Source organism: Erwinia papayae (assembly GCF_058241465.1).
Genome location: NZ_JBZCHT010000004.1, coordinates 1 through 22702 on the forward strand (window position 1 = coordinate 1; position 22702 = coordinate 22702).

At 48.8% G+C, this 22702-nt stretch carries 29 protein-coding genes and 1 pseudogene; 7 read left to right on the forward strand and 23 right to left on the reverse strand.

Annotation, left to right across the window (positions count from 1 at the left end):
- Positions 1-234 precede the first annotated feature (234 nt).
- The 19 genes and pseudogenes from AC3RPL_RS02565 to AC3RPL_RS02655 all read right to left on the reverse strand — a co-directional run bounded on the left by AC3RPL_RS02565 (position 235) and on the right by AC3RPL_RS02655 (position 13371).
- A pseudogene (locus tag AC3RPL_RS02565) lies at positions 235-537 on the reverse strand (dpoa decarboxylase).
- A gap of 2 nt (positions 538-539) precedes the next feature.
- Complete coding sequence (locus AC3RPL_RS02570; RefSeq protein WP_490738884.1) at positions 540-1097, reverse strand: hypothetical protein; 558 nt, start codon at positions 1095-1097, stop codon at positions 540-542.
- 190 nt (positions 1098-1287) lie between these two features.
- On the reverse strand, positions 1288-1593 hold the full coding sequence (locus AC3RPL_RS02575) for a conjugal transfer protein (RefSeq protein WP_490738885.1): 306 nt from the start codon (positions 1591-1593) through the stop codon (positions 1288-1290).
- A gap of 26 nt (positions 1594-1619) precedes the next feature.
- The gene (locus AC3RPL_RS02580) at positions 1620-2027 is read right to left on the reverse strand and encodes a cag pathogenicity island Cag12 family protein (RefSeq protein ID WP_490738886.1); all 408 of its coding nucleotides are present in this window, start codon (positions 2025-2027) and stop codon (positions 1620-1622) included.
- Positions 2024-3049 carry a P-type DNA transfer ATPase VirB11 gene (gene virB11 / locus AC3RPL_RS02585; RefSeq protein ID WP_000125558.1) on the reverse strand — a complete coding sequence of 342 codons (1026 nt, stop codon included), beginning with the start codon at positions 3047-3049 and terminating at the stop codon, positions 2024-2026. Before virB11 ends, AC3RPL_RS02580 begins: the two co-directional genes overlap by 4 nt.
- Positions 3039-3359 (reverse strand): hypothetical protein, encoded by a 321-nt coding sequence (locus AC3RPL_RS02590; RefSeq protein ID WP_032722553.1) that lies wholly within the window; start codon positions 3357-3359, stop codon positions 3039-3041. The genes virB11 and AC3RPL_RS02590 overlap by 11 nt, the downstream gene beginning before the upstream one ends.
- A gap of 11 nt (positions 3360-3370) precedes the next feature.
- A complete protein-coding gene (gene virB10, locus AC3RPL_RS02595; RefSeq protein ID WP_490738887.1) occupies positions 3371-4633 on the reverse strand; it encodes a VirB10/TraB/TrbI family type IV secretion system protein in 1263 nt (420 codons plus the stop codon).
- A 43-nt stretch (positions 4634-4676) separates the two neighbouring features.
- Positions 4677-5585: a P-type conjugative transfer protein VirB9 gene (gene virB9, locus AC3RPL_RS02600; protein WP_490738888.1), complete on the reverse strand. Its 909-nt coding sequence runs from the start codon at positions 5583-5585 to the stop codon at positions 4677-4679.
- Entirely contained in the window at positions 5582-6265 is a 684-nt protein-coding gene (locus AC3RPL_RS02605) for a VirB8 family type IV secretion system protein (protein ID WP_004178111.1), read from the reverse strand. Before AC3RPL_RS02605 ends, virB9 begins: the two co-directional genes overlap by 4 nt.
- Positions 6258-6395: a hypothetical protein gene (locus AC3RPL_RS02610; RefSeq protein ID WP_490738889.1), complete on the reverse strand. Its 138-nt coding sequence runs from the start codon at positions 6393-6395 to the stop codon at positions 6258-6260. Before AC3RPL_RS02610 ends, AC3RPL_RS02605 begins: the two co-directional genes overlap by 8 nt.
- A 91-nt stretch (positions 6396-6486) precedes the next feature.
- Positions 6487-7557, reverse strand: coding sequence for a TrbL/VirB6 family protein (locus tag AC3RPL_RS02615; protein ID WP_490738890.1), 1071 nt, complete (start codon positions 7555-7557; stop codon positions 6487-6489).
- Between the two features lie 12 nt (positions 7558-7569).
- Positions 7570-7794, reverse strand: a complete 225-nt coding sequence (locus AC3RPL_RS02620; protein ID WP_032152566.1) for an EexN family lipoprotein — start codon at positions 7792-7794, stop codon at positions 7570-7572.
- Between the two features lie 11 nt (positions 7795-7805).
- Positions 7806-8507: a TrbJ/VirB5 family protein gene (locus tag AC3RPL_RS02625; RefSeq protein WP_490738891.1), complete on the reverse strand. Its 702-nt coding sequence runs from the start codon at positions 8505-8507 to the stop codon at positions 7806-7808.
- 17 nt (positions 8508-8524) lie between these two features.
- The gene (locus AC3RPL_RS02630; RefSeq protein WP_490738892.1) at positions 8525-11263 is read right to left on the reverse strand and encodes a VirB4 family type IV secretion/conjugal transfer ATPase; all 2739 of its coding nucleotides are present in this window, start codon (positions 11261-11263) and stop codon (positions 8525-8527) included.
- 12 nt (positions 11264-11275) lie between these two features.
- Positions 11276-11581, reverse strand: a complete 306-nt coding sequence (locus tag AC3RPL_RS02635; protein ID WP_490738893.1) for a TrbC/VirB2 family protein — start codon at positions 11579-11581, stop codon at positions 11276-11278.
- Positions 11578-12288 carry a lytic transglycosylase domain-containing protein gene (locus tag AC3RPL_RS02640; RefSeq protein ID WP_004178175.1) on the reverse strand — a complete coding sequence of 237 codons (711 nt, stop codon included), beginning with the start codon at positions 12286-12288 and terminating at the stop codon, positions 11578-11580. The genes AC3RPL_RS02635 and AC3RPL_RS02640 overlap by 4 nt, the downstream gene beginning before the upstream one ends.
- A gap of 117 nt (positions 12289-12405) precedes the next feature.
- On the reverse strand, positions 12406-12624 hold the full coding sequence (locus AC3RPL_RS02645) for a hypothetical protein (RefSeq protein WP_004178172.1): 219 nt from the start codon (positions 12622-12624) through the stop codon (positions 12406-12408).
- 4 nt (positions 12625-12628) lie between these two features.
- Positions 12629-12844: a hypothetical protein gene (locus AC3RPL_RS02650; protein ID WP_490738894.1), complete on the reverse strand. Its 216-nt coding sequence runs from the start codon at positions 12842-12844 to the stop codon at positions 12629-12631.
- 71 nt (positions 12845-12915) lie between these two features.
- Positions 12916-13371, reverse strand: coding sequence for a transcription termination/antitermination NusG family protein (locus tag AC3RPL_RS02655; RefSeq protein ID WP_009309974.1), 456 nt, complete (start codon positions 13369-13371; stop codon positions 12916-12918).
- A gap of 256 nt (positions 13372-13627) precedes the next feature.
- Here AC3RPL_RS02655 and AC3RPL_RS02660 point away from each other — a divergent pair, with 256 nt between their 5' ends.
- The 7 genes from AC3RPL_RS02660 to AC3RPL_RS02690 all read left to right on the forward strand — a co-directional run bounded on the left by AC3RPL_RS02660 (position 13628) and on the right by AC3RPL_RS02690 (position 18793).
- Positions 13628-13996, forward strand: coding sequence for a helix-turn-helix transcriptional regulator (locus AC3RPL_RS02660; protein ID WP_009309975.1), 369 nt, complete (start codon positions 13628-13630; stop codon positions 13994-13996).
- A 484-nt stretch (positions 13997-14480) separates the two neighbouring features.
- Entirely contained in the window at positions 14481-15182 is a 702-nt protein-coding gene (locus tag AC3RPL_RS02665; protein WP_392989976.1) for a RepA family replication protein, read from the forward strand.
- A gap of 860 nt (positions 15183-16042) precedes the next feature.
- A complete protein-coding gene (locus AC3RPL_RS02670) occupies positions 16043-16279 on the forward strand; it encodes a type II toxin-antitoxin system CcdA family antitoxin (RefSeq protein ID WP_025861853.1) in 237 nt (78 codons plus the stop codon).
- 2 nt (positions 16280-16281) lie between these two features.
- Positions 16282-16596 carry a CcdB family protein gene (locus AC3RPL_RS02675; RefSeq protein WP_059339556.1) on the forward strand — a complete coding sequence of 105 codons (315 nt, stop codon included), beginning with the start codon at positions 16282-16284 and terminating at the stop codon, positions 16594-16596.
- 373 nt (positions 16597-16969) lie between these two features.
- On the forward strand, positions 16970-17752 hold the full coding sequence (locus tag AC3RPL_RS02680; RefSeq protein ID WP_006122320.1) for a SprT-like domain-containing protein: 783 nt from the start codon (positions 16970-16972) through the stop codon (positions 17750-17752).
- 119 nt (positions 17753-17871) lie between these two features.
- Positions 17872-18519 (forward strand): nucleotide-binding protein, encoded by a 648-nt coding sequence (locus AC3RPL_RS02685; protein WP_004178130.1) that lies wholly within the window; start codon positions 17872-17874, stop codon positions 18517-18519.
- A 40-nt stretch (positions 18520-18559) separates the two neighbouring features.
- Positions 18560-18793 (forward strand): hypothetical protein, encoded by a 234-nt coding sequence (locus AC3RPL_RS02690; protein WP_004178129.1) that lies wholly within the window; start codon positions 18560-18562, stop codon positions 18791-18793.
- Positions 18794-18830: 37 nt separating this feature from the next.
- Here AC3RPL_RS02690 and AC3RPL_RS02695 read toward each other — a convergent pair whose 3' ends face one another.
- The 4 genes from AC3RPL_RS02695 to AC3RPL_RS02710 are packed head-to-tail and all read right to left on the reverse strand — an operon-like array spanning position 18831 to position 22243.
- Positions 18831-19172, reverse strand: a complete 342-nt coding sequence (locus AC3RPL_RS02695) for a hypothetical protein (RefSeq protein ID WP_039326088.1) — start codon at positions 19170-19172, stop codon at positions 18831-18833.
- 60 nt (positions 19173-19232) lie between these two features.
- Positions 19233-19706 (reverse strand): thermonuclease family protein, encoded by a 474-nt coding sequence (locus tag AC3RPL_RS02700; protein ID WP_152660266.1) that lies wholly within the window; start codon positions 19704-19706, stop codon positions 19233-19235.
- Positions 19707-19742: 36 nt separating this feature from the next.
- On the reverse strand, positions 19743-20498 hold the full coding sequence (gene mobC, locus AC3RPL_RS02705; RefSeq protein WP_490738895.1) for a MobC family replication-relaxation protein: 756 nt from the start codon (positions 20496-20498) through the stop codon (positions 19743-19745).
- An 8-nt stretch (positions 20499-20506) separates the two neighbouring features.
- Complete coding sequence (locus tag AC3RPL_RS02710) at positions 20507-22243, reverse strand: type IV secretory system conjugative DNA transfer family protein (protein WP_071678781.1); 1737 nt, start codon at positions 22241-22243, stop codon at positions 20507-20509.
- Positions 22244-22702 lie beyond the last annotated feature (459 nt).

Consider the following 22702-nt stretch of genomic DNA (forward strand, 5'->3'; position numbering starts at 1 on the left):
CAAAATTTTTGCGGCTCCCCCCGGCCTGCTTAATTCGCTGTGGGCGAATGTTCGCAGGTGGGCGCGGTTCCTGAAAATTAGCAATTTCTTCGAAATTGAATTTTCTTTCCGCGTACCACTTCATTATTTTTCGTCTTAACAATTTCTTCGAAATTGAAGCCAAAAATAATGAAGCCTTAAAATCCCGCCGCCTGTTAGTCTGTGTATTGTACAATACACTTTTGTTTTGTGTGATTACATCTGCTCGCGGTATATTTCAGTTCTGCACTCCCTTTCAGCTTCCAGTGCTTCACGATAGGCATCATCGTCAATTCTGGTTCCCTTTCGTTCGGCATATTCCCTTAACGTGGTGGCGTCTTTTTAATTCAGAAGCGCGATATGTAAAAGCAACCCGCCAATCAATCTACTTTCATAGATTTCATAATGAAGCCCGCAACCGCGATGTGCTTCTTTTTCTATCAAATCGTATATGACCGCCGCCGATATTCTGTCTTTATTTTTCGATTTAATATTCTGAATAAAAATATCATCAGCCATAATTACCCCTCCGATTTTTTCCTTTTGCTACGTTGAATGACGATTTTTGCGTCTTCCGGGAAATTCAAATGCTGTCGGATAAGGTGGGTTCTATACTCGCCAATTTCATTTATTGAACTGGAAGAAAGACAATAAAACCTTTCACGATAAACCAGCTCAAGTACCGAGATAGCCAGAATCAGACTTATAACTGACTCTATATTCTTCGATAGCGTCTCAAACACCAATTGCACGGTGGAAAGATTAACCCGAGTTATAACGGAAGGGTCATAGATACAGTAGATAAAAGCTATATACACAATTGCCCGTGGCAACAGATAAATGACGTTTGTCAGGCTACGCAACCATTGATAAATCAGAGTGGCGACAAATCTATAAAAAGGTCTGGACGTCAGTGCACGGTAATGAATGTGTGACAGGTCTTTATGGGATATTGATGTTTGCGTGATGCTATTCCCTCTTTCTACCCTGACAGGGATGATAGCGCTACTTTTATCATTGCGCAGAATAATAACAATGACAGCCCACGCGATGACAGGGAGCAAAATACTAGGTAACATAATAATTCTCCTGTATTAGCTTTTTTTATCTGGTTTTCTATTGGCATACATATGTATTAGTAAGCCAATACCCAAGAGAACCAGAACGGCCAAGATCATAAAAACAGTTGTCCCGCTAAGTGAAAGCAGGTTGTCTATTTTATTTGCCAAACTATCAGGACGTCCATAGCATCCTATGCAGTTCATAATATTACCCCCTTATGCGTCCGAACTTAGACATGATTTTGCTGATTGCTTCCGGGTCTGCGGCTTTACATTCGCCTAAAAAATCTTTTCGCATATCGAATGTTTTACCCGGATTAAAACGATGGTGTTTTTTAAAAGCGTTGATTTTAAAAAATGCGCGTTCTGCTGAACTGCATTCACTCCCACCACTATTACCCGTTGCTTTTCCGTACATGCAAAGAACAACTTCGCATGGGTCAGCGGCAAATGAATAAATCGGCGTTCCTGCGGTCAGGCATAATACAGCCGCCGTGATAACGGTTTTTTTCATGATAAATCCTTATTAGATTGTATTACTTAAATGGATTGACGAGAGAAATAAATGGTGGTTTCTCTGCACGTCAGACAATTAAAGACAGGCTGGTATTCAACAACTCCTTTTGCGCCATTCTGGCGAAGCCAGTTTTTGGCATTAAAAAAATCAGTACCGGATTGTGCAGTGACGACAATCCGTGTTGAATGAGCGACTGCGTAAAATACTGCTGGAGTCCATATTGTATCGTGGAAACTTTGTGCGCTGATTGATGATGTCCATTTACCGTTAACTGTCGGGGAAGGGACTATAACGTTATTATCACTCCATTGCGGTAAACTGGTATTTAATGGCTCTGCGGCTTTATCCCACTCTACAGGAACGGGAGGCGGTGGCGATGAACATCCGGTAACTATTGCCGCCAACATGATTACTTTAAGTTTCTTTATCATGCTTTCATTTCCTCAAAATATTGATTGCGATGGATTGGACGGAAATAAATGTCATTCATACGGCGGACATTTCCGTCTAAATCAATGCTCACAATCACGTCCAGGCTATCCAGAACCTTACGTAACATAAATGTATAGGGGAGCTGGGCGCACTGTGGATTTTCATAGCAACGGGTAATAAACCCGTCTATAGCTTCTTTCGCTGATCCTGCATGAATGGAGGTCATACTCCCTTCATGGCCGGAACCTGTTATTTTAAGGAAGTCCCAGGCTTCCGCACCGCGAACCTCTGTTAATAAAATTCGGTCAGGGTTCATACGGTAATTCCAGCGTAAAAGGCTAGCCGGGGTAACGATAGACCCTTTTTCATCTGATGATTCTGACGGATAAAAAAGATGGACGTAGTTTTTATGGATAAAGAACGTGATTTCCGGGTTGTCCTCAATGGTTGATATCCGAAGATGTACAGGAATATACCCTATCAACATTTTCATATAGGTGGTTTTCCCGGTACTGGTTTCCCCGGCGACCGCGAGCGTTTTACCGTACTCGACGCATTTCTCCATAAACAAAGGAATATTTTTTGTATTGTACAATGCAATTAATTCCTCGTCGTGCGTCTCCGTTTTTTCCTCGCCTGTTACCCGGTTATAAAATCCCGCATCGATATATGACTGATGCGGGATTTGTACCTTCGATGGCTTACGGATGGTGATAGACACCGTATCGCGCTCACAGGCCGGGGGAACAATCACCTGGCACCGTTCGCCAGATTCCAGCGTGGCTGACAGTCCCGGCTTAATATCTTCGATATTGTCGCCGTGGTGCTTTGCCAGGCACCGGGCAAAGTTGTAGCAATCCTCATAGCTCAAAGGAACGGCGTGCTGCTCCCATACGCCGTTGATTTTGGTATACAGCTCACCTGGACGGTTGACGGCGATTTCCGTCAGGCCGGGAAGCTCCAGAAAGTCGCCAAAGAAACGCTGTTTATAGCGGTCGAGGGAAATATTTTTAGCGGTCATCTTTTACCTCTTTCATCCGGGAAGAGAGTTCATCAACAGAAAGAATGAAGCGAGAACTGGCAGCAACCAGCCAGGCAAGCTGGAGTAAGCCAGACACACTTTTTCCTAACATGACCGCTTCACGGTCAGTTAAAGGGCGCAGGTGATACCAGATTTGATTGATGGCCATCCACGCCGTGGGCGGCGCAAACAGCAGAAACAGAAAACCCGCGATAAGTAATACAAGTGGTACATCACGCAGGCTCTGGCCGACAATTCGTGCAATGTACATAACCAGAATGGCTAGGCGCTTCTTGTTTTCTCTCGTCATAACGTATTCCTTTAGCGTTTGATTTTCAGTGTGTAAATGTTAGAGAAATCAATATCCTCTCCCGTGATCAGGTTGATGATCTCGCCCTGATTCTTATAGAGCGTTGGGGGTATATTGATGCTGTTCTCCAGCGTTGTACGTGCCATATCCGCCATAGCCTGGCGGCTGTTTTCCGTATAGTCCGTATTGCGGTCTTTCTTACCCGCGCTGTTGGATGCCCATGCGCCAATATCGGGGATCATGCCGACCATTAACGCGCCGCCGAACCGTTCCCAAAAGTGCGAATCTATCCAGCCATCGACGCCAGCCTCGCCCAGCTCGCCAGCCGCGCTGGTATCAACCAGCGGGATATCGAGATAAGGCGGCTGACGGGTGCGCAACTTCGTCGCAATGATGAATGCCCGCCCTTGCCCGTGCTTCATACCTTCTTCCGCTATGGCACGGTAAAGTAATGATGCCGTGGTGCCTTTCTCTATCAGCTTCGTGTTGCCGCTGGCGCTCCAGATGTCAGTAGTGACCGTGCAGCGAAGTTTCCCCGCCCGGTCAGATACAAAGCGGCGATCCAGTGAGCAGGGGATCGAGGTATTTTCCGGGATGTACAGGTCAGGGTTATAGGGTATCCGCCGTACTGGTACGGGGCTTTGCCCCGGTGACGGTGCGGCGGTATTTTGCGGCTGACCGGGAGGTGTGGCCGTGCTGCTGTCCTGTTGTCCGGTGGTCGTTGCCGATGTCAGCGTCATTTCCTGCTGCCGGGTTTTTACCTGGTTCTGTGTGGTGGCCGAACCGTCACGGCGAATAAGGAAACTGGCTTTATTGAGTTCTGGCGGGGCTGCCGGAGCCGCCTGCCCTGTTCCCGCCGTGCTGCTCTGGCTGTTGTTCTGCTGCTCTGGCTCTTCTTCGGCTGTATCGGTGGACATACCGAGATCGTTACGCTGTCGGTAATCGCTTTTGTTCGTCTGCGGGGCTGTGTCCTGTTTCTTTTCTTCCGTGGGCTGCCACAGGATATTGCGATAAACCCAGTTACCGCCCCATGCCAGGAAGATAAGCGCGACCGCGACAATGGCAAGAAAGGCGGTTGCTTTGCCCCGTTTACGCTTTTTCAGCTTGTTAACGGCGGGTTGTACCGGGTCTTTCTCTTCGTCGTCCTGCGCATTGAGAAGCTCGGCCTCCCTTTTAGCGCGGGCTTCCCGCTCAAGCGTGGCAATATCATCCTCAGCGTGTGCCGGGGACGCCTGCGCTTCATCCGGCACAGGCACTTTGTTTTCGTCGTTCATATGCGCGTTTCCTTTTATAAAAATATAAAAATATTTTTATAGGTTAATTGGATTCCGGTTTTTCCACTCTTTCCACCTGCCGGGATACGGTGGAACCATCGGCGGCGTGTACCTTGCCAAATCCGTTATTTTCCAGACCCACAACGGCATTACCGGAACGCAGTACCAGGCGGGGCGTCACTTCCTGAATCACCAGTACGGTGAAGTCGCCTTTTTTCTGGATGCTGCTGTTAACCACATGCTCTTTGCCGTTCAGCTCTTTGGTGACGGAAGGAATGGACTTAGACGGGGAGAAGCCCACGAACGTAAAGCGGCCATCGTCGTAAGCAAAATCGGGAACAATGTTGAAACTGCCTTTGCCCGGATATTGGGTGTAACTCCAGTTGCGGGGCGTCTGCGCCGAGTTCAGCGCTTTCTGGACGCTGGCCTGCTGCTGTTTCTGCTCCCACTCGCGCTGTCTGGCCGTCGCCTCCCGACTGGCTTTGTCCCGTTCTTCGCCCGGATAGCGATAGCTCACCTGGAAAGCGGGTTGCTGCGTCGATTTATCGTCAATGACGTTCAGCTCAACGTTGTACAGGCGCTTACTGGTGACAACCAGCATGTTGGTATGCCAGTCCCGGCTGTTCGGGGGGATCACGACCTGCGTTGTGTTGCCATCTTCTCCGGGCGCTCCCTGCGTGAGCGCGACCGGGCGAACGTTGACCCGGTTTGCATCCGGCGTGGCTTCCCACGCCTCATCAAAGCCGGGTTTGGCGCTTATGACCGCCTCATCGTTATCAAAGACCAGCGTTGTCATAAAGCCGGGTTTGGTGTTAACGACGGTGACGTTCTGCGGGTTATAGATAACCTGCTGAACGCGGGAGTCATAGCGGCTTGCCTGCGGTATGGCCGCACCCCATGCCGCGCCGCACATCATCAGTGCCAGTGCGGTAAACGTTAACTTTTTCATCATTCACCTCCCCGGATTTCGCGGTCGGTCTGCCAACTGGTGACGGTAAAGCCGAAGTAGTTGATCTCGCGTTCCGCATCGCTCATTTCCTTGTCAGGGTCAGAATGGAACGTGAACCGGGCATCCCAATATTCGTTGCGGGTGCTGTTATCAGCCAGACGGCGGATAATCTTCTTGTAGCGGATGGTGGCGACCCTATCAGGGGCTGTCGCATCGGTGATCTGGTTGGACAAGATCTCCACTTTCACGGTGTGCGCCCCGTTCTTATAAACCTTGTCAGGGGCGTTTTTTCCGGCGTAAAGCGCCAGATAGTCATCGTTTACCTGGGGAGCGTTGTAGACCTGTACCGTCTCGTAGTCGTCCTGCAAAGATGGATAGACATACCTCTCACGTACTTTGACGTAGTTTGCGGCCATCGCCTTTTGATAGGCTTCTGTTGCGGTCAGGCTGGTTTTCGATGTCCGGGTAACGTGTTCCACCCGTCCCGTGTGGTTATCCACGGTATACAGCTCGACGTCCGTCTGTTTCAGTGGCAACATCACGACCACGGCGACGAGCGCCAGTACCGCAATCAGCAGACCCACGCCGCCAACAACAAAACCGGCTTTCGTGGCGCGTTTATCCCGCTCAATCATTTGCTGCTCAAAGGTGCGGGATTCAGCAATTAATTTCTGTTCACTCATGACTGTTTAACTCCGCCATAATTTGAGGGGTGTTTACGGGTTCTCCCTTACCGCTAAAGGCAGAGGGAGGCGTGTTCTGGGCGCAGCCAGAAAGCGCGCACAGCAAAGCCAGCGCAATCAAGAGTTTCATCAATGATTTCCTCAACTGAATTAGAAATATGAAAATATAATTATATTTTCATAGGTTGGTATTTCGGGGGGATGGGCTGGAGACGTCTGGCCTAGCTGTTGAACTTCTTAACCGCGGAATCTCTCGACTGTGCCAGCCTCCGCGCTTCGTTCCGGGCTATCATCTGCTCAATCGCGTATTTACGCGCTTTAGAAGCGTTATAGCCTAATTCACCTCCGGGCTTGCCAGGCTTACCTGCATTTGCATCCTTCCAGCCCTGAATGTTGTCCTGGGCGGAACGTTTGGTTTCTTTAACTGCTCCCCCGGCCAGCTTCCCGGCACCAAAAGCAGCAGCACCGATACCTACAGCGGCCAGCCCCTGCATGGATACGGTAGCACTTGCCCCGGCCAGTGCTGCGGCTACTTTAGCGGAGATATACACCAGTATTGCGGCGCAGAAACCAGCAAGACAGACTTGTGCTCCTAATTCTACGATATTTGCTTTACCCGCTTGTGCGGTGGCTTCTGCCATTCTCGACGTTAAAAAATTGATAACAATACGAAGAGATAAAGCTGAAAATAGTATGGTTAATATCGCTGCAAAAATATTTTGTAGCCAGTTGTTGAACATCGGGCGCAGGAAGCCATACATCAGGCAAAAGATAAAAATAGGCGCGGTGATGCTAAGTAGCATAATCATGACTTCGGCAACCATCGACACAAAAGCCGTTACAATCATCAGCGCGAAAGTACCAAGCCAGACATAGAATTGAGCTGTCCAACCCTCATCTTTAACATAAGTGGAATTATCCATGTTATGTAGAGTTTTTCCTAATACTCTTGCACTTTTCCATAAGTTATCTAACATTTGCCATATGTTTTCTCCGCCGGAAAACCCCTCCTTTAGTCCGTTGATTGCGTCTATAACTCCATCGAGATAACCACTGACGTTAGCCACAAAAGACAGGATGATCGCCATCCGCATGATGTCCCACATCGTGTCTTCCATAGGCGTGGAGAGTTTACCCGCTAACGTCTGGTAGCCACGCCACATGATGTACAATGTGGCTGACGTTGCCGCCAGCCCCATCATCATGTTGGAGTAGATCATCATCTGCCCTTGGGCTACGTTGGTTAGCCCGCCAATTAAATTTTTCTCTACTGACGAAAAAATACCAGCCATGAGTAAAACCCTCTAATTAAAATCTATTTCTGGAGCATTTAGTTGCTGTATTTGCCAGTGGGCTTCATTAGCGTTTTTACAATTTTCTGATGCACTCCCTGTTTTCTGACATTTGTCATAAACAATTTTTAATTCATCTGGATGGTCACGATACCACTTTGTGGTTTTGGCTTCTTCTTTGCACCCAGCCAGAGAAACGATACTTGATATGATTGTAAATAATATGATTTTTTTCATATGTGACTCCATTAGTTAAAATTTATATCGGGAGCATTTAATTGTTGTTGATTCCACTGTTTAATACGCTCCGCCTCAAGCGCATTTTCGCGCTTCTCTGCTGCTTTTACGCTCATTTCCCATTGGGTGGTAAGCGTATTCAGCATGACAGATTTTAGCTGAATACTGTTTGCAAGGTCTTGAGATTCTTTCGAATCTTTGGCTAGCGCTACCCTGTTGGAGAGGCTGTTAATTTCCCCCAGGGTCTGGCTTACCTGATTCTGAACCTCGTCGGTTTGCTCAAGCTGGATAGCCTTGTTGATGACCTGCTGCTTGCATACGTTGGCATAACTTCCCGATTGTGCCGTGTTGCAGGTGTCGAAAATTTTATACTTCTCGTACAACGCATCGAACTGCCCGGAGGAACCGCCGGAGAGAAGCAAATCATTCAGTGCCTGTCCGGGTTTACGCAGCTTTTCAAGGTCAGCTTTCAGGCCTTTGGCCTGATCTACAAAATCAGCAATATCACGAACGCCAGTGGCCGTCGCCAGTTGGTCTTTATATGCCTGTATTTGTGACTGGTAGTGTCTGGCTGTTTCCATCCAGCGCTTTAACTCCTGCGCCCACTGCATGTCCCGCATAGGGTCAGCATCAACAGCGACGGGAATACCAGCATGAGCCAGTGGGCTTGCAATGAAGCAAGCCAGAATAAGAGTACGAAAGCGAGTTTTCATCGTGTATCTCCTTTGGGTCAGAGCGCTTTAGCCAGGTAGGTATCGAGCCATTCATGAGGCTGCATTCCTTCCCGGTAAATCGATTCGAATATTTCGAGGTTGGGGGCATCGCCGCTCATGACTTTGGTGTATCTGCCGATACCCGACAGGTCGAGCGTGACACGAGCGGCAAAACGTTTGGTATCGCCGCGCTTGAACTGATTTTTCACCACAACATACTGGCGGGCTTGCGGGTCAAGCCCTTTCACCACGTCGAACACTTCCGGCTCAAACTTCATACCGTCAACATAGTGTGCGCGGTCGGCGTTGGGGTTCGCCGCCAGAATCTGTGTCCCGCACTGCTCAATCACTGCCGGAGCGATATCATCTTTGATGATCTCTGCCGGGGATTGAGTACCGACGACCAGCATCCCGTTCAGCTTACGGATGGTTTTCAGCTTGTTATAAGCAAAGTCCTTAAACACCGGGTCGCGTAACCACTTCCAGAATTCATCCATGAAAATGACCAGGCGTCGCCCGTCAAGCAGGCTGGTAATGCGGTACAGCAGATAAAACGAAATTGGCGCACATACGCTTGCGTCGTCCAGGAACTCCGTTCCGTCGATGCCGAAGTTATCGCAGTTGCTGATATCGAACGTGTCAGACTCGTTATCAAACACCCAGCCGAATTCACCGCCCTGCGCCCACTGTGACAGCCGAATGCTAAGGCCGTTTTCCTGGGCTTCTTTCGTAGCCGGCTCAGGCAAATTTTCCAGCATTCGGGTAATGCCGTAGACGCGATATTGCGGCTCGTCATTCATCACAGCATTAACCGCATCACTCAGACGGCGTTCATCGCGTGGGGAGATCGTCGAGCCGTTGCGGGTACAAAGGATTTTCATCAGTTGTTTGATGAAATTGATATTGCGTTTGGTTGCAGGCAACGAGAACGGATTCCACCCTGTAGACTCACCACTGATAACCCGGTAGTAACGGCCACCCAGCGCCCGGATGTTCATCTCTGCGCCCCGGTCTTTATCGAGGTAAACGGTTGTCAGCCGTTTGGTTTTGGCATCCGGGGAGAAACTATCCTCGCGCCCGTATTTCTGCTGCATGATCTCAAAGAACGTCATCAACATGGTTTTACCCGAACCGTTCGTACCGAGGATGCAGGTACTGGCCGGGTTCTTCTCGTTGAATTCGTCCTTATCTGCCAGTGTGTTATGCAGGTTGATATAGTAGCCATCGCCTGACGGGGTGCGCAGTAAAGCCATCGCATCCCCCCAGGGGGCTTTATCGCGCTTGCCCGGATAGAAATTATGGAGTGCGGCCAGCTCCACAAAGTTCTGGCTACTCAGCTCCCCTTTACGTGGCCGCAGGTTGTAGTTGCCTGGCAGTTGCGCCATATACGCCGCTGAAAGCGATATTTCTGCCGGAACAGGCGTTATCCCGATGTTGTTCAGCGCGTTACTGATTTCGTTAGTATCAGCAACCAGGCTTTCCAGCGACGGGGAATACACCATGATGGAAAAATGGTGCTTTCCGTAAGCGATTTTCCCCGATGTCAGCAGGTCAAGCGCCACATCCAGATCCAGCCGCTGGGAAACAGCATCGTCGTCGGCACTCATCAAAAGGCGACGGGTACGCTTAATGGCTTTTTTCGCTTCCTCGCGTGACATGCAGGTATAAGACTGCGTGATCACGTAATCGCAGGGGGCGTAAAGAAGGGAGTCCATCATCCCTGTGGCGGTTTCTTCGGAGAACTCTTTAACCTCCAGCCCCCGGAAATATTGCGTACCGTTGGCGTGGTTTATCTGCCCGGATTCAGCCGAAAAGAACAACGCCGCCGCCCCCATCACGTCATAGGCCGGGGTACGGGTGACGCGCACTTTTCGCCACTGGTGCGTTAGCAGATATTCATAGAAAGCCAGTTGCGAAGAAAACACCGCGTTTCCTTCGGTAAATGTACCGAGAGACCGCGCACCATAGCGTGACAGCGCGGTATCGAGCGTGCTTTTTATTTCCAGCATTTCCAGCAAAGCACCGTCCAGCTCCTTTAGTTTCTGGCTGTCTTTCATCCGTTTGCGTTCTGCTTTTTCAAGGCTGACAAACGGGCGATAGCAGACCGTTAGGAACAGGCGGTTGCGCCGGAACAGACCGACAGAAGCGTAGTAAAGACGGCTAACTTCATCTGCATACGGGTTGCCGGAATCTTTATGAAGATTGTCGGTAAACGTATTGCGGTCGTTATGGATATAGAAAGTAACGGGCATACCTTCGAATGAGCGGATTAGCCCGTGTAACTGGTTCGTCCCGAACTGGAGCGATTCGTCAGACTCGCAGTCGAACGGCGTTCCCATCAATTCCCAGGTGCAGTACAGATCGCTCTTAGGGGAACGAACCACATGCTGATGAATGTGCGATGAGTACGGGATGTACTTCTTGATGGTGGCACACTGATTTAGTTTCATGGCGTCGAGAAACTCCTTGATATCAACATCATCATGCTCAACGGGCATAAATGTTGTTGCGCCAAATAAACGGTTTGCTACCGGCTTTCCCTTCGCTCTCAGCCATACGGCAATCAGATTGAACCGCATCGGTTCATTTCTGGTAAGGGACTTCATCACCAGAAATTGCACAGGAAGTAAGAACAGGAGAGCGACGGAAGTCCAGATAGCAACGATGATGGTTACACCCGTGACGGCCAGCAGGAGCACCATTGGCACCCCCCACAGCGCCGCCGGGCGTTTCATTGCCTTGAGCAGCTTTGCCATATGTTCAGCCTCTTAGCTCATCAGCAGAGCGCCGATTTCACTGCCTCCGCCAATTAAAATGCCGCCAATGATGATGTAGCCGCACTGCGACAGGCTCTCGCCTTTCCACAGGGTCTTATAGCCAATCCAGATCACGGCCACGGTGATCGTGATAGCCGCCAGACCATGCAGCCCGCTGGATACCTTCTCCATGATGGTATTTGCCCGGCTAAAACCATCAGCGAACGCCGGACTGGCAGCAAAAATGCTCATGGCCGGAGTCAGAACATAAGCAGATGCACGGCTGATTAATTCCTTTACCTTACTGAAAAGTTTCATTTTTCTTCCTCTTTCGTTGTTACATCGCGATTTCCGCGCACAACCTGCGCGGGGTAATAGACGGTGGCCGCCTTTTTCTGGCGGAGTTGAGCCGGAACGCCGCGAACGATCGCCCCCGGCCACACCACGCGCGGGCGCGTCGGCGCATCCACTGGCGTAGCTTTCAGGGTGGCCGCTGGGGTTGCGATATCATCGCGGGTGCCGGGAACGGCATAGCGGGTATCCGCCGGGGAGTAACCAATCCGCTGTACATAGCTCGTCTTTGAAAAAGCGGGTTCCTGCTGTTGTCCGGTACTGAAATTGCCGGAGTAGTAGCAGCTCAACGCCCTTTTCAGGGTGCCGCCCCGCTGGTAGCAGTCGGTGATGATTTTTTCGTAGACGGAAAGATTGATGCAGGGATTGAAAAGGTCAGTAGCGGTGACGCCGTAACGCTTAAAATTGGTGCTGGTTATCTGCATCAGACCAACAGAGTAGCGGCGACCTTTCGCCTCAATCTGATTGGTGATGCTGACTGCATCCTCCTTACTTTTTGGCATGTGAGTAATAAAGCCTTTATCGCCGGGTTTCCGTTCGGGCTTAGGCACGATCTCAGCGATGGCATAGGGGTTGTAACCGGACTCCACCCTTGCCACATCGAGGGACGTAGAAGGGTGAACGGTGGCGGCACACTGCATAGCCACCGCCAGAAAAGCAGTGGTGGAAAGCATGGCAACCTCAGAACAGAAAACTGGTGATCAGCCAGATCCAGATGATGAACAGAACGAACAGCCAGCCAGCGAACGCAAGCCAGGCAGTAAGATTCTTCATTGTGCTGTCTCCCTGTTTTAACTCACAGGGGCAGCCTGCGGCGCTGCGTCATCTTTAGGTTCGAGGAGTACCAGCTTGCCGGAAACGGAAATACCGGGCGTGATCATGATGTTCAGCCCCGGCTTGCCGTTGTGTGCGAAGGCCGCACCGACTTTCGTCCAGTACGTATTTTTTTCGCCGTTCTCGTCGGGCTGGGTTTCCTGCGTGACGTACACGTTATAGGTGGGTTTTCTCATTGCATTACTCCTTCTGTTTCTCTGCGTGTAGCTGCCGGAGCAGCTCAGTACGGGCTTGCTCACCAAATTCATCCATTAGGAACTGGAGAAAGGTGCTTGGCCGGATATTTGATTCAGACAGGTAGCTGATTTCGCGGGCTTGCTTTTCTAACTCCTGATAGCGCTTTTGCCCGATGTAAATAACAGCCGCGATTGATTTGCCTGGTACGCTTTTCGGCATGAGGTAAAAACTCCTATGAAAAAAGCACCGCAGCTTATGAAGCCTGCGGTGCAAGGGAGGTCAGGTTGTGGTTAGTGGTATTGGTTCTGGAGTAGTTTTGAAAAGGCTACCTGGCGTTGGAGCGGAGACCTTATCAGAGAGAGTTCTTGAATTTTTGCCAGCAAATCCGGAGCAATATTTCGGCACTCGATAGCATCTTCATCAGGATTGAGCGCCATCAGACGGGCGCATTCAATCGCTGTTATCACTGATTTGGGGACGGTGCAGGGTGTTGAACCGAAGCTGACAAAACCATGAGCGCCCGGAATGGATGTGATTGTCGATGTATGCGTTATGTTGACGTCAAAGCAGAGGAAAAGATAATTAGGAAACAACACCTTCTCTTCCTGACGTACCGCCCGGCAATCCTTACGTGGCGTTACTTTGATATAGCGGGGGCAAAACACCTCGACATCCAGTCCCTCGACTCTTCGGGTGATGCGTTCAACATCCTGATTGTTGCAGTATAAAACGTACCATTCATACATAAGATCCTCCCTAATGGGCACAAGCCCCCATTTTCCGCCGTCCTAAGTTGGCGGAACTTAGAGCGCGTACTCATAGCTTAACTGTATAAATTTACAACTGGTATTTTATACAGTCATTTCGGGGTGTCAACATCAAGAACTGCTAATGATAATAACATCGAATGATTCAAAATCAACCTTTGATAGTGATTCATTATATTGACTGTGAGGTTTTTAACACCTTGTAAGATGGGATCCCCAAAGGGGGGTTGCATATATGGTGCCTAAGAGACTGAAAGAAGCCAGGATGGAGGCAGGATTATCGCAGGCAAAATTATCCCAGCTTCTCAGCGTGGAAGAAGGGGTTAATACACGCTCTAGATTTTCGAGCTACGAGGTAGGGAGAACGGAACCGCCGTTTAGTCTGGTTAAAAAAATTGCGGAATTACTCGACTATCCAGCGAATTATTTTTACACCGAGGATGATGATTTTGCTAAAGCTGTCTTGCAATTTCACCGAGAGCGCACCGATCCAGAGTCAAATCCGCATTACAATTCGGTAGTAATAGAAGCAAGAAAATTATCATCAAAGCTCGATAAGGTGAGAAAAACCGTAGCCCAGTTGAACGAATACCTGAAAGAGTGAGCTATAGCTAGATTACTGGTGGGACGCTGCCGCGCTTCGCTTGTCCAACCCCTGATTTCTACACAAAAAATTTGCGTAAAAATCAGGGGTTACGTGTTTTTAATGGTAGGATGATGTGAGCTAATGGAGATCTATATTAACAGTCTCAATGTTTTGTAATTCAAACAAGTTAATGAATTCTATACAAAAAACCAGATGGTGTTTTTGCAGATCTTTGATGTGATAATTGATCCTAATGTAACATCGTGGTAATTTACCGACGTTTACAGTATTCATGCGGGTGGGACGTTCCCGGTAATAGCGTCCAGGGAAGGGGGAAAGCAGAAGCTCAACCCCTGAATGCAGAAACCCCCTGAAAATCCCTCTCGGACTTGGCGGAACGGAGGATAATCAGGGGGTCAAAAGCAGGCGCTGGCCTGTGAAGGATTATAGCAAATGCATAACCTAACACAACCCCCTTACACCGCCATAAGTGCTGGCGGGTGTGACTGATAAGAGTCTCTCTCTCAAATCGTCCGTATCACCTACGGGCGTCGCAAAGCAAAGCCCCTGCTATAACGTTGCCTCGCGCAGGCGTCGCCGGTTCCTCAATCGGTGGATTAAGTCGCTGGCGACCGAAGCCGGGCGCATCAAAATCAAAAACGAACTTCGGCGCCGCATCCGGCACAACAAGTATTGGGTCAACGAGGCCAATAAATACGGTATCGAAACACTCTGCGAGCTGATGCTGGCCATCTTTGACGATCTGGATTTAAGAGACTGGCAAACCCGGCATAACCTAGAGACGCTTTCTGATCGCGCAGGTTTGTCTACTCGCAGTGATGCCGGAAATAAATCTGTCTCCCGTGCGAGTAACGGATGCGATCGCCTGGTCTGGCTGGATGCGATTATCACAGAGAAAGCAGCCTTCAATCCTTATGACGCCCGTTGTGCCTGTAAGCACATTGAGGTAACAGAGGATTTCTTTGCCATTCTCGGCGTTCCGCTGAAACAGGTCTACCGGGAACGCGCCAGGCTACTTAAGGCCGACCCGAATGAAATCATATCATCCGGGGATGTGCGGTTAATCGCAATCAGGGTTGAAAACTGGACGCGCAAGGCCGCAGCCGGATTAGCCAGGATGAAAGCGAGGCGTGACGCTGCTCGCCAGCGCAAACAGGAATACTACTCACCAACCTTTGCCTGACCTCCACAAACTACCGCCTTAGCTGGCGGGGATTCTGCACGTCTGCAATAAACCTCAGTACAAAAAATAGCCTAAACGTACAATAATTTTCGAAATCCAAACCATCCCCCCTGCCTGAATGACGGATTTTTCGGCGGTTCCGGCGTAGACCTTCCACAACTGCTGTATAGCTTGTGGGTAAGTGACAATGAAGTGCAAACGATATGCCGCAATTACTCTTTTGGTTTATCTTTTAATTACTTACGTATTAAAAGATAAACCAAAAAAAATAAAAGACATTACTGTTATCCCCTTTAAAAAGTGGATAACCGAACAGCATCGGCGCAAGCGCCTCAAAAGTAGCTCCCCACGCTAAAGCGCGGGGCATTTAGATCGGAATCGTGAGAGGGCTAACAGCTCGCCTGTTAGCCGTCGAGGGATTGGACAAATCCGGCCTCGCCGGATGCGTCAGCAAATATCGCTGAACATCTTGCTTACACGCTCGTAAGCGGCTCTCTCGACCCGCTAACGCGGAGATACGCCCCAACTGCGGCTTCGCCTTGTTGTGACCACTCCGACCGCGCACAAAAGCCCCTGAGCCGCTTTTAGTGGGTTATGGCTTTGCAGGGTAAGGGATGGATAGGCGATCCCTTTCGAGCCCTCATTGGTATCGGCGGATAACCCTCAGTGCTACCTGTCATTTCATCCTGCCGCCTTACATGCGCTGACGCGCATCAATCCCCGTTCCTCAATGGAACGAAAACTCACGCTAAACGGGAAAGCTACGCCGGAAGCCCTGATTTTTCCGCTACATTGCATTTTGGTGTTATGCTACGTCTAATGAGCCGTGTTTGTTACACGGTATTTGACGCGAGGTATTTATGGCAACAACACAACGAGCAACGCAAAGCGTTACTATGACCGTAGAACGTGCCTTACTCAGCCGTGCGCGTGAGGCTGGAATTAATCTCAGCGCCACTCTGACCGCAGCTCTTGACGCTGAACTACGCCAGTATGAAGCGAAAAAATGGCAGGAGGAAAACAACGAAGCGCTGGAAGCTCTTAATCGTTTTCACGATGAACATGGTTGTTTCAGCGATGAGTACAGGACATTTTAAAAATGCAGTTCACCGTATACAGTAACACCGGAAAGAGCGCCGTCTATCCTCTGCTGCTTGATGTAACCAGCGATATTATCGGCCAGTTGAACCGCAGGATTGTGATCCCGCTGCTGCCTGTTGAAAAGTACCCAGGCAGCACCCGCCCGGAACGGCTGGTTCCGCTTGTCAGACTGACCGACGATAAAGAATATGCAGTTATGACGCATGAAATGGCGAGTATTCCCGCCCGTTCTCTGGGGGCTGTGTTCTGCGATGCTTCCCTTCATCGTACCCAGGTTAAAGCCGCGATTGATTTTCTTCTAGACGGTATTTAATCCCACCCTCTGGGGCTGCCATTTTTGCTCGGTTAGCCCCAAAATTTGGTTCGCCAAATGCCTTTTATGTTAAATCCACGATTTCTATATAACAAATAGCGATTAGCGCTGTTTTCTCGCTTCAAGGCGTCATTTGTATACGTGATTTCCGGTCAAACTGGCCGATACCGCATGGTTAATTTTTTGTTAAGAACCACGAAAGTTTTAACAAATTTAACATCTTTCCATTTCCCCCGCCTTTCCCTACGAACCGTCGATAATATCACTTTCTATTTTTCTATAATTATATAATAATATGATTTCGGTCACGGTGTGGATTGCCGCCAAACCCTACAATTGTATTGTGCAATACAATTCCTATGGAGATAGTGTTATGTCCGATATCAAACCCGCAATTAAGGCATACAGTGAGCTTCAACAGGCTTATGACTGGTTCAATCTTTCCCTCTTTGATAAGGCTCTGCCGGATCTGCTGATTACGTTACAGCGCGGTCGTAACACCTTTGGTTATTTCGCGCCTGAACGCTTCACAGGGGAATCCAGCGTATCGGAGCTGGCGATGAATCCCGATTACTTCGGTGGCCGTTCGCTGGCCGATACCCTGTCAACACTGGTGCATGAAATGGTGCACGTGTGGCAGCATTACGCCCCCGTTAAAAAATGCCGGGGCGGCTATCATGATCGTGTATGGGGCGCGAAGATGGAGGAAGTCGGGCTTATGCCATCAAATACCGGCTTACCTGGCGGGAAAAAGAACGGGCAGCAGATGACGCACTACATTATCCGTGGTGGCCGCTTTCAGAAAGCCGTGTATGACCTGCTTAAAAATGGTTTCTCTATCTCCTGGTATGATCGCTGGTCTGACGGAGCAATCGTTACCTCAAAGATTAACAGCGATATCCTCGATGACTGGCTGGCCGTCACCGATGAAAACGATACTGACCTTATCAATCGGCTATCACTGACCGTCAGCAAATCCCGCCCGGAACTCATTCCAGACGATGACGATCTCAGCGTAATGATCAAACCGCCAGTAAAGGGTACTGGCACCCGCATGAAATTTACCTGCCCGGAATGTGGGCTGAACGCATGGGCGAAACCCTCCGCTGTATTGCTTTGCGGTGAGTGTCGATGTGAGCTTATGGCGGCAGAATAAAAAAAATGTATAAACCTATAATTATATTGTTATAGGTTTATATTTACTCTTTTGTGTGGCTGCGCTACACTCAAACCAAATCTATATTTTTCTATAAAAATATTTTAATAGGGGGTTTTATGACCGCTGTTATCGCGCTGGCTAACGGGAAAGGTGGGGTGAAAAAGTCCTCGATGTCACGGGCTATCGCCACCGAGTATACAAAAGCAGGATGGGGGGTTCTTGGGCTGGATATGGATATCGATCAGGGGTCTTTCCTGGACTGGGGGCAACGTAGGTTGCGGAATGGTTTTGAACCTCCGGTGACAATTCAGGGATGCGGGACGGTTTCACAGGCGAAGAAACAGATTGAATCCGGGCAATGGGATTTGATTGTCATCGACAGTGCGGCGTATGCGACGAAATCGTTACTCAGCCTGATTGATATTGTCGATTTGCTGGTACTGCCGACAGGGTTTAGCGTAGACGATCTACGAACGACCGTTACGACCGTAAACGCGCTGCGTAACAAAGGGCATTCGACAGATAAAATGGCGGTGGTGTTTGCGGGGGTAAGTGAAAGTGAGAGTGAATATCGCGCGGCGCTGGAATACCTGCAACCCTGCGGCGTTCCCGTCATTCCGGGCGCTATTCCTTTTCTGACATCGTTCAGCCAGGCGCAGGATAAAGGGCTTGCTCTTACGGAGTCGCCTTTTCCTGGCCCACGGCAAAAAGCTGATGATGTTGTGCAGGGTGTGATCGACCGACTGACAACGCTTACGCAGTAGTATATAATAATATAATTATATTTATCTATGAGGTGATATTATGGCGAACGTCCCAGCAAAACCGCGCAATACCAAAGGTGAGCCGCCAAGCCAGGCGGACACGGAACACGGCTTTAATCCTACCCGGAAAAGTGCTGATGGCCGTAAGGCACAGCTTAACTTATACATTGATATGGAGCTGAAACGTGAGTTCCGCTCCATTGCTGCGGCCAACGATATGAAACATGGGGAGTTGTTCGAGGCGTACCAGGAATTCTGGAAAAAACATCATTAAGTCACCCGGTATCCCGGCCACTGGCCGGGTGATACCATCACTGAACGTAGCCCTGCCACTTATCCAGGATTCTTTTTTCCAGATCGACGTACAACCCGCCTCTGACCAGGAAACCGACCAGGGCAATAGCTATCAATGCAACGATGGCTTGAGCGCATCCCTCAGTAAACGATTCCGGCAGGTTTTGGCCTGAGTGCTGCATGATGAGGCCGAGTCCGAAATACGTAAGAAAGGTACAAACAAAGCCAATCATCCCGATTCTGGCGATCCATTCCGCCACTTTGAATGACCAGTATTTCAACGGCATCTCCCGTTTAATGTCACGAATAACCATTGTGTCTATCTTATGGGTCAGTGACTGAAATTTAGCGAATATCATAAGTCCCTCGTCCGTCTAAAAATTAACCTTACCATATCAGAATTATATAAAAATATAATCCTATTTATTCTGTTTGCGCCACTTCCACGGCTCCACTGGGTCAGACGACGACCACAGCCCGATTTTATGCCGTCTGGCTTCTTCTTCAAGGCGTAGCATTGATTCGTCACTGGCACGGCCATGATATCGATAAGCCCACGCCATACCCGCTTTAACCTGCTCTGCGTTGATATCGATACCGTCAATCATCAACGTTCCCAGCCAGCGGCCATAACTATCTGTATTGTTGGCTATGACCACAGTCTGTTTCTGGACAGCCAGCTTTAACAGGTTCTGCTTCGAGCGCTGGCCGAACGGTTGCCCCGATTCCGGGGCATCGATACCGTTAAGGCGAACTTTCACCATTTTGCCATCGGTGAGTACCTGGACAGTATCACCATCGACGACCCGAACAACACGGCCAGAAAAGTCAGCCAGGCAAAGGGCGGGGAAAAGCAGGGGCAGAAACACAAGCAAACGAGATCGGCATTTCATTTGTCACACCTTATAAAAATAGATTTATATGAATAATCACTGGCCGCCGCTGGCGGCTGCTTGCTCCAGTTCATCAATGGTGCGGAAAAGAAACATTTCACGGTTTTTCGTGTCGAACGGCACCGGAACGTTGTTCCTCATTACCGTTTTGATGGAGTCAAACAGCCGGATTAACGATGTTTTGGTTTTGTCATCCGGCATGACATACATCGCGTAGTGCCAGCGTCCGGCATCGCTGGCCGCCAGATGGCTGTTAATGATGTTGATATAGCGTGCGCGGGTTTTCATCGAGCGCTCAGTTTCGACGGCGACGATTGCGCCGCTATCTAACGTGATGATCCCGTCAGGACGATGGCGAACTCCTGGATAACGCGCAATAAACTCCCCCCGATCACCATTAAGCCAGCCTTGCCCGCCTTTCTCTTCCAGTGCAATTCTGACCCGATGATTCAGGAGCCGGTGTTCCAGCGTCCAGTATTTGAGTTTCCCCGGCTCAAAATAACCGGGGAATACTTTATCATCTGGTTTAACCACCATCGCCAGCCCTTGCATGGTGATACCCCATAGTGATTTTTTTCCGGCTATTACCGGGTATTCATGTTTTATCAGAAACCCCAATGCAACCGCTTTATTCAGTAGCGCATACGTTGGGCGGTGACTTTTACCCTTGAACCCGACAACTTTTTTCAGCGTTTTAAAATCGGAGTATGTTTCTTCTTTAAGGAATGTCAGCAATGCAAGCATTTTTCTGTTTGCGGCTTCTTTCCTTTCTGCAACGTTATGAATAAGCATTTCAGCCCTCACAGATTGATTGATGGCTTATGTTCCTGACTTTCATTTTTTTCTGGTGTGGCTTGTTTATACTCAAATGAAAGAAGTTCGATGTTTTCTTTTTTGACCTGAACCTGAAACATCTTTGTAGCTCTTGGTAGTTCAGTTGACGTAAAGACAAAACCAACTTTTTCAGGGAGATTTAAAAACATATTACTGTCAACGTAGTAACTTTCTGCCTGTCTTATCATTCGGTCTGTATCCACTTTTTCCGTCAATGATAAATCAGTCCGTACTTTCCTCATTTCATCATCGACCAGGATAGAGCCTGTCATTTTTGCCGCCCATTCTGCTGTTTCGGGGTTTTGGATTTTATAAATTAATTTGAATTTGGCGTTTTCAATGATAGCGCCAATAACTGAATCGCCATTTAAATCAGACGGGCAGTCACGCAGATCGTCTATCGCCTGAAAAGCCATGAATATATGCACGCCTTTATCTCGTGCAGTTCCAAGCCCTTCAAGAGCAGGGCGAGAAAGATGATATTTCAACTCGTCGAGGAAAATAGCAACAGTACGCGGAGTGCTGTTTATTCTGTCCCTGGTCTCTGCTATTTGTATCAGCCGAGTCAGAATCATTCTTTGTGCGGAAATTATCTTTTGATTGCGCGTTGAACCAATAATGTAGCAACAACCACCTTCATCAAAAACCTCTTTTAAAGAAAATCCTTTGGTGGCATTAATTGAGTTAACTAAAGCAATTTCTTCTAGCTCACCACAAAATGCGGGAACATCTTCACGTAATGACTGAACAAAATCAGTGTTAAATAAATCACGAAGTGTCATTCCTTTTTCATAAATTGCAGATGTATTTCTGGCTGCGCGACGGTCAGAAATACGATAAAAATCTGAAGCCTCCCCTTTCTTAGCCAAGCTAAAGCCAGCGTTAAATAATTCCTCCAGTTGTTCATGAGAAATATCAGCCAGTAAATCAAGCTGGAAATTTAGCTTATTTAAATTTATAAGTGTGAATTTCTTGCCTGCTTTTTTACATGCTTCCCTAAGTACGTGAGGTGCCCATTCATCATCTTTTGGATCTTCTACAAAAACAGCCTCACCTAAAAGAATAGCTTGATAAAGTAGGACGGTCGCAGTTACGCCTTTCCCGGAACCTGTTGTTCCGATAATTGCTGCGTGTTGGGTTTTAAATTCTTTTATGGTTATGTATTGCGGCTGGTCATCTTTGTTTAAGCCAATAAAAACGCCTTTCTTTAAATCAATGTAATCGAGTGGATTGTATTCTATGCTGTCGGGTAATAACTCTTTTACTTTGCGTACATCCGTTCTGGTATTTCTCTCCAGCTTGCTTTTCTTAATCATTCGATGTTTTAGGTTGTCAATTTCTCCTGCTAAAAGTCGTCGGGCTGCAATATGAAATATTAATCCTGCTGCCGTAAATATTATGGTCATGATCCATAGCGGAACTCTAAACAGTATGTTGTTGTCGAGTGACTTAAAAAAGTAGCTCAACCCCTGAATAGTTAGCGGTGATATGGTGCCGAATATAAAAAAGAAAATGGACACACACGCCACCGACTTTAACCAGAACGGGGCGTTCTTTCTTTCCTCGCGGGGAAGGTGAAATATAAAAGGTAATGTAAGACCTGCTAGCAGGGATAATATGACAGGGCTGTTTTGCAGCCATAACAGAAAAAAGGAAAATGCATCGGCAAAGGCATTCAGCCTTTGCATCAGGTGGGAACCCATATCTATTTTCTCCATACGAAAACTGACGTGTTGGGCGCAAAAGATGGGAGCGGCTTATAGGAGCGTAACCACGCTCCCATGCGATGCTCCCATAGTATGCTCCGATGAATAGGCAAAAGGCGCTGATCGCCAGTGGCGATCAAGCCCGTTATCCGAGCTTTCAGAATACAGCCGACCAGTGGTCGTCTGTCCTCTGAAACGCCCGAATGACGGGCAACGGCGTGTGCCATTACGTTCGGGCTGGACGCCCTCACTGCATGACACATGGGGGTAATGTCCCGGCTGGACGCCGAGCCAAAACCCCCAAGGTCAAAGGCGGCACACCGTCTTGCGCTACGCGCGACCAACCCCTTTAAGACGCTGCGTTTAGCCTATTTTTCCTCGCAAGCTCGAAAAAATCGGAACGCTGCTTTAAAGGGGTTGGTCGCGCCTAATCGGTAATATCCCCCGCTGGGGCGG

What these genes read in the sequence shown, in the direction of transcription:
- AC3RPL_RS02570 (WP_490738884.1), bottom strand. Translation starts at nt 1,097, where the DNA reads ATGTTACCTAGTATTTTGCTCCCTGTCATCGCGTGGGCTGTCATTGTT.
- AC3RPL_RS02575 (WP_490738885.1), bottom strand. Translation starts at nt 1,593, where the DNA reads ATGAAAAAAACCGTTATCACGGCGGCTGTATTATGCCTGACCGCAGGA.
- AC3RPL_RS02580 (WP_490738886.1), bottom strand. Translation starts at nt 2,027, where the DNA reads ATGATAAAGAAACTTAAAGTAATCATGTTGGCGGCAATAGTTACCGGA.
- virB11 (WP_000125558.1), bottom strand. Translation starts at nt 3,049, where the DNA reads ATGACCGCTAAAAATATTTCCCTCGACCGCTATAAACAGCGTTTCTTT.
- AC3RPL_RS02590 (WP_032722553.1), bottom strand. Translation starts at nt 3,359, where the DNA reads ATGACGAGAGAAAACAAGAAGCGCCTAGCCATTCTGGTTATGTACATT.
- virB10 (WP_490738887.1), bottom strand. Translation starts at nt 4,633, where the DNA reads ATGAACGACGAAAACAAAGTGCCTGTGCCGGATGAAGCGCAGGCGTCC.
- virB9 (WP_490738888.1), bottom strand. Translation starts at nt 5,585, where the DNA reads ATGATGAAAAAGTTAACGTTTACCGCACTGGCACTGATGATGTGCGGC.
- AC3RPL_RS02605 (WP_004178111.1), bottom strand. Translation starts at nt 6,265, where the DNA reads ATGAGTGAACAGAAATTAATTGCTGAATCCCGCACCTTTGAGCAGCAA.
- AC3RPL_RS02610 (WP_490738889.1), bottom strand. Translation starts at nt 6,395, where the DNA reads ATGAAACTCTTGATTGCGCTGGCTTTGCTGTGCGCGCTTTCTGGCTGC.
- AC3RPL_RS02615 (WP_490738890.1), bottom strand. Translation starts at nt 7,557, where the DNA reads ATGGCTGGTATTTTTTCGTCAGTAGAGAAAAATTTAATTGGCGGGCTA.
- AC3RPL_RS02620 (WP_032152566.1), bottom strand. Translation starts at nt 7,794, where the DNA reads ATGAAAAAAATCATATTATTTACAATCATATCAAGTATCGTTTCTCTG.
- AC3RPL_RS02625 (WP_490738891.1), bottom strand. Translation starts at nt 8,507, where the DNA reads ATGAAAACTCGCTTTCGTACTCTTATTCTGGCTTGCTTCATTGCAAGC.
- AC3RPL_RS02630 (WP_490738892.1), bottom strand. Translation starts at nt 11,263, where the DNA reads ATGGCAAAGCTGCTCAAGGCAATGAAACGCCCGGCGGCGCTGTGGGGG.
- AC3RPL_RS02635 (WP_490738893.1), bottom strand. Translation starts at nt 11,581, where the DNA reads ATGAAACTTTTCAGTAAGGTAAAGGAATTAATCAGCCGTGCATCTGCT.
- AC3RPL_RS02640 (WP_004178175.1), bottom strand. Translation starts at nt 12,288, where the DNA reads ATGCTTTCCACCACTGCTTTTCTGGCGGTGGCTATGCAGTGTGCCGCC.
- AC3RPL_RS02645 (WP_004178172.1), bottom strand. Translation starts at nt 12,624, where the DNA reads ATGAGAAAACCCACCTATAACGTGTACGTCACGCAGGAAACCCAGCCC.
- AC3RPL_RS02650 (WP_490738894.1), bottom strand. Translation starts at nt 12,844, where the DNA reads ATGCCGAAAAGCGTACCAGGCAAATCAATCGCGGCTGTTATTTACATC.
- AC3RPL_RS02655 (WP_009309974.1), bottom strand. Translation starts at nt 13,371, where the DNA reads ATGTATGAATGGTACGTTTTATACTGCAACAATCAGGATGTTGAACGC.
- AC3RPL_RS02660 (WP_009309975.1), top strand. Translation starts at nt 13,628, where the DNA reads ATGGTGCCTAAGAGACTGAAAGAAGCCAGGATGGAGGCAGGATTATCG.
- AC3RPL_RS02670 (WP_025861853.1), top strand. Translation starts at nt 16,043, where the DNA reads ATGGCAACAACACAACGAGCAACGCAAAGCGTTACTATGACCGTAGAA.
- AC3RPL_RS02675 (WP_059339556.1), top strand. Translation starts at nt 16,282, where the DNA reads ATGCAGTTCACCGTATACAGTAACACCGGAAAGAGCGCCGTCTATCCT.
- AC3RPL_RS02680 (WP_006122320.1), top strand. Translation starts at nt 16,970, where the DNA reads ATGTCCGATATCAAACCCGCAATTAAGGCATACAGTGAGCTTCAACAG.
- AC3RPL_RS02685 (WP_004178130.1), top strand. Translation starts at nt 17,872, where the DNA reads ATGACCGCTGTTATCGCGCTGGCTAACGGGAAAGGTGGGGTGAAAAAG.
- AC3RPL_RS02690 (WP_004178129.1), top strand. Translation starts at nt 18,560, where the DNA reads ATGGCGAACGTCCCAGCAAAACCGCGCAATACCAAAGGTGAGCCGCCA.
- AC3RPL_RS02695 (WP_039326088.1), bottom strand. Translation starts at nt 19,172, where the DNA reads ATGATATTCGCTAAATTTCAGTCACTGACCCATAAGATAGACACAATG.
- AC3RPL_RS02700 (WP_152660266.1), bottom strand. Translation starts at nt 19,706, where the DNA reads ATGAAATGCCGATCTCGTTTGCTTGTGTTTCTGCCCCTGCTTTTCCCC.
- mobC (WP_490738895.1), bottom strand. Translation starts at nt 20,498, where the DNA reads ATGCTTATTCATAACGTTGCAGAAAGGAAAGAAGCCGCAAACAGAAAA.
- AC3RPL_RS02710 (WP_071678781.1), bottom strand. Translation starts at nt 22,243, where the DNA reads ATGGGTTCCCACCTGATGCAAAGGCTGAATGCCTTTGCCGATGCATTT.